Genomic DNA, 4800 nt, shown 5'->3' on the forward strand with positions numbered 1-4800 from the left:
GGATGGAGCGCCAGTCGCCGGCGTATTCCGCAAGCTCAGCGCAGCCGTTGATGACGTTCTTGGTTGCATCATCCAGGCTGTTCCAGCTGTCCATGTTCACCATCACGTAGTTGCGCGGCAACCAGGCGTCAGCGGAATAATAGTGCGTCAGGCTTTCCCAGATCTTCCGGTCGTAACCGGTGGATCCGGACGACACCATGCCCTGTGCGACACCGGTGGCGAAGGCCTGGCTGATTTCGGCTGCTTCGATCTGCACCGGCTGCATCCCGGCCAGTTCAGCCATACGGGCACTGGCGGTGTTATAGGTCCGGAACTTCAGGCCCTTGACGTCTTCCAGAGAATTCACTTCGCGATCGAAATAGAGCCCCTGTGCCGGCCACGGCACGGAATAGAGCAGGTGCAGGTTCTGCTCTTCCAGGATCTTGGTCAGAGGTTCCTTGGCGACTTCCCAGAGTTTTTCGGAATCCTCGAAGGACGTTGCCAGGAACGGCACAGAATCGAAACCGAAGATCGGGTTTTCATTCTGATGACCGGAGAGCAGACGTTCGCCGATCGGCACCTGGCCGGTCTGTATCGCACGCTTGATTTCCGAACCTGAATAGAGCGAACCGCCCGGATGGGTCTTGATTTCAAGAGCACCAGCGGTGCCGATATTCACGCATTCAGCGAATTTTTCGCCAGTGGCGGATCGGCATATCCCAGGTTTCCGCTGTTGCGGATGCTGCGGTCAATGCAGAAACGGCGACGCCCGCCAAAAGAACTTTCACTGTGTTGGTCATGCTACTCCACCTCTTTTTATTCCAGATTGCCCCGGATCAACGTGAGGCAAACCGCTCTGGTTTTGTCAGCCTAGAACCGCATCGGGTCATAGGCCGACAGATCGACATTCTGTCGCTTGCCGGAAATCAATCCGGCCAGAATACGACCTGTCTTTGGACCGGCCGTCAGGCCGATATGATGGTGACCAAACCCTGCAAACACACCCGATCCACCAATTTCCCCGATCAGGGGCAAACTGTCGGAGGGTGCAGGACGATGGCCCAGCCAGCTTTTTTCCTCTTCAAATGTCAGGTTCGGGAAACTCTCGAGTACCTTGCGCCGCAATAGGTCCAGTGGTGCCTTGGAGGCGGGTGCTTCCAGACCGCCGAATTCGACAACACCTGCACAGCGCAACCCATCCTCCATGGGCGTGCCGACAAATTTGCCACTGGTCACCATCAACGGAGTACCGGGGCCGCCTTCCGGCGACCGAAACTGGATGTGATAGCCCCGCTCCGTTTCAAGCGGCACCGACAATCCCAGTTTTCGCGCCAACGCTCCGGACCAGACACCGGTTGCCAGAACCACTTGGTCGCAACTCAGTTCGCCCTCGCTCGTACTGACCCCCGAGACCTTCCGGTCGGTCAAAGTGAAGTCCCTGACCTCCGCCTTAAGCACTTTCGCTCCCAGTTTCTTCGCTTCCACGGCAAGAGCGGCTACATATCTTCCGGGATCGCGGATATATCCGTGGTCATGCATGACGGCCAGAAAACCAAGGTCTGGTGACAGGTTTGGTTCGAATTCCCTGACCGCTCCACCTTCCAGCAACTCAGGTTCGAATCCTGCCTTTCACCGCAGCATCCAGGTGTAGTGATCCGCTTCAAAGACGGCCCGGGAGGGATAGACAAAACTGTAGTCTGAACTGACCATCCACGCTTCAGCATCTGTTCCCCTGACCAAAGCGCTGTGCTGGTCCGTGCTGTCAAAGGTGATCGGAGCCAGGCCCTGCGAGATCCGGCGCGTGTCCTTGTCATTGGCATGCGACAGATATTTCAGTAGCCACGGTGTCAGTTTCGGCAGATAGGACCAGCGCAGGAATAGCGGGAAATTCGGATCCAACAGCATTTTGGGGCTTTTATGGATCATTCCCGGCGCGGTAACCGGTGCCACCGAGCAGGATGCCAGTACCCCGGCATTGCCATAGGACGTGGACACCGAGGTTCCAGGTTCCGCCCGATCGACAATGGTGACCTTGATGCCTGCACGGCATAGCCAGATGGCAGTGGACACCCCGACAATGCCGGCCCCGACAACAATGACATGAGTGGGGGGAACACCGCTCATGACGCTACCCCATCCAGCGCCGCACAGGAGCGGCCGCCTCTTCGAGTGGTTGACAGATCACGTCAATCAGCGTTGGACCTTCATGGGCGAAGGCTTCCTTCATGACCCTGTCCAGGTCTTCCAGTTTCTCCACCCGCCACGATTTCAGTCCGAATGCTGCGGCGACCGCGGCCTGATTGGTCCGGTTGAAATCGACATTGTAATATCGCTTGTCGCAATCGGCATACTGACTCGCCTTGATCCAACCGAAATTGGAATTCGAGAAGACGATATAAGTGATCGGCGCATTGCTTCGCACGACGGTTTCCAGCTCCCCACAAGCAAAAGCAAAGGAACCGTCACCCATCATTGCAACAACTTTGCTGTCCGGACGGCCGAACCAGGCGCCCAGCGCGGCTGACAGGGAATAGCCCAAAGCGCCATGTGCGCGGTTGGTAATATACTGTCTGCCTGGATGCTTCTGTTGCGAATAGGCGTTGTAGTAAGGGCAGCTGGTTCCCGGATCTGACACAACAATCGCATCATCAGGAATGATCAGCTCGGCATCGCTTTTTGCCAGCTCCCTGAACCTGGCAAATTTGCGTTCCTTGATGTCCGCAACTTTTACAGCTCCACCGAAGGCAGGCACCTCGCCATCACGCGCGTCCAGATAAGCGTTCGCTTCGGCGAGTGCGAGTTTAAGATCGGCGACAACCCCGACTTCGGTCGGGTAATTGGCTCCAATGGTCATCGGGTCATTGTCGAAATGCACGATACGCTGTCCCGGCTTCGGAGCTTCCCAGCGCGACGTGGTTGTCGAACCTGCCCGGCAGCCCATGAAGATCACTAGGTCGGCTTCTTCCATCATCTCCCAGGTTTCGTCAGTGCCGCCGTTGGAACCGACAACGCCAAGAGACAGCGGATGAGTGTCCGCCAGAGAACCCTTGCCTGAAATCGACGTGGCGACGGCCAGATCCAGTCGGCTTGCCAGCTTTTCCAATTCATCCATCGCACCCGCAATCACCACGCCGCCACCGCAGACAATCAGCGGCGTTTTGGCCGTCAGGATTGCCTCCAGGGCAGCCTCGATGACGCCCGGCTCAGGTGCTGCCCGATAGGCAGGATAGGTCTGGTGCTTCGGATCACCCCAGATGTCATCCGCAGGCACATCGTCATACTGAATGTCGTAAGGAAGGCCCAGATGCGACGAACCGGAGCGGCCGGTGGTCATCGCCCGGAACGCCTGGCGGACCATGCGCGGAATATGATCCGCGCGCTTGATGACAGTGTTGAATTTTGTCAGCGGCCGCATCAGGGCTTCCTGATCAACCTCGGTCAGCGGGTACTTGCCATAGGAGGCGACCGAAATGTCGGTAGTGATGGAGAGGACCGCATACGAGCTTTCGTTCGCCTCGATCAGCCCGGGCAGAATGTAAGTAGCGCCGCCGCCGGAGGGCCCTTCACAGACCCCGACGCGTCCGGTTACGCGGGAATAGGCATCCGCCATGTAAGTTGCGCTGCGCTCGTCCCTCGTCAACACATGCGTGATGTTGTGGTCGAGATTATGCATCGCGTCATAGAACGGCAGCGTCGTATCCCCGCAAAGCCCAAATATATGCCGCACACCATGCGCTTCCAGCGAGCGCACCATTGCCTCGGCGCCATTCATCGTGTTTCGCAAGGTATCCCCCAAGCTTGTCGCCGATCGGTGACGACCATTGAATTAACTCTGCACTCAACATTGTATACAGCTCTGTAGGCAAATGTGAAGACGCAAACGTTCACAAAGTCTTTTTTTTGCTCTATCAGGGGGAGTGGCCGATTGAATGTGCACTGAAGGACAGCAATGACGAAACGTCTCAGCAGCGTGGATCGCGTGTACGAAACCCTGCGCGATATGGCGATCAACTTCGATTTCAAACCGGGGGAGCGTATCAATGAATCCGCGTTGACCACGAAGCTCGGCGCCAGTCGCACACCGCTGCGTGAGGCGTTGAACCGCCTTGTTGCTGAAGGTTTTTTGACCTTGGCGAAGGGTCAGGGGTTTTTTTGCCGCTCCCTGGAGCCGGACAAGATCCTGGAACTTTATCAGGCCAGGTGCGCCATCGAGACCGAAGGCGTTATCCGCGGTATTGAAAATGCCTCCGACAAGGACATTGCGGACCTTTGCGATTATCTGGATGAGTTCGAACAGATCTATTTCGAATGCACCGATCTCACCGAGCTGTTGCATATGGACGAAGAATTCCACCTGCGTCTGGCGTCGCTCTCGGGCAATGGTGAATTGATCAGGCTCTTGAGCAATCTGAACGAACGCATCCGTTATGTGCGCCTGATCAACTTTCGGCAGATCCGCGATCAACTGGAAAACAAGGTGAAGGAAGACGCTTACGTGCTGCCGGCACATCGCAGGATCGTCAATGCCATCAGGGAACGGAACACCGATGCCGCGGTCAATGCTTTGCGAAGCCACATCGAGCGGCGCAGCGAGGAAACGGTTGAATTGGTCCGCCTCGCCTATTCACAACTCTATGTTCCGAGCTGACAGACCGACCTCTTTGCTGCAGCAAGGAAAGGCCAAGATGATTAACGGAGCCCCGCCGTGCATGCGACGACATTGAACGGCGTCAGCCCCAGCGCGGGTCGTCCAATCCGGCGCGGAACCGGGACGGTTCCAGGCTCTGATGAAACCAGAGCAGGTAGCTGTAGATTGAAAAC

The 4800-nt window shown here is 56.9% G+C and carries 4 protein-coding genes and 1 pseudogene; 1 reads left to right on the top strand and 4 read right to left on the bottom strand.

The features are described from left to right. The 4 genes and pseudogenes from dctP to K5905_RS27590 all read right to left on the bottom strand — a co-directional run. On the bottom strand, positions 1–658 hold a 658-nt coding region (dctP, locus tag K5905_RS27575), incomplete at its 3' end, for a TRAP transporter substrate-binding protein DctP (RefSeq protein ID WP_297590317.1). A 191-nt stretch (positions 659–849) separates the two neighbouring features. Then, positions 850–1593, bottom strand: a pseudogene (locus tag K5905_RS27580) (NAD(P)/FAD-dependent oxidoreductase); the annotation flags it as partial. A gap of 15 nt (positions 1594–1608) precedes the next feature. Beyond that, complete coding sequence (locus tag K5905_RS27585; protein WP_297590319.1) at positions 1609–2103, bottom strand: FAD-dependent oxidoreductase; 495 nt, start codon at positions 2101–2103, stop codon at positions 1609–1611. 4 nt (positions 2104–2107) lie between these two features. Next, on the bottom strand, positions 2108–3763 hold the full coding sequence (locus tag K5905_RS27590; protein ID WP_297590321.1) for a thiamine pyrophosphate-binding protein: 1656 nt from the start codon (positions 3761–3763) through the stop codon (positions 2108–2110). Positions 3764–3928: 165 nt separating this feature from the next. Here K5905_RS27590 and K5905_RS27595 point away from each other — a divergent pair, with 165 nt between their 5' ends. Next, positions 3929–4627, top strand: a complete 699-nt coding sequence (locus K5905_RS27595) for a GntR family transcriptional regulator (RefSeq protein ID WP_297590324.1) — start codon at positions 3929–3931, stop codon at positions 4625–4627. Positions 4628–4800: the final 173 nt, after the last annotated feature.

The organism is Roseibium sp., assembly GCF_025698965.1.
GTDB lineage: Bacteria > Pseudomonadota > Alphaproteobacteria > Rhizobiales > Stappiaceae > Roseibium.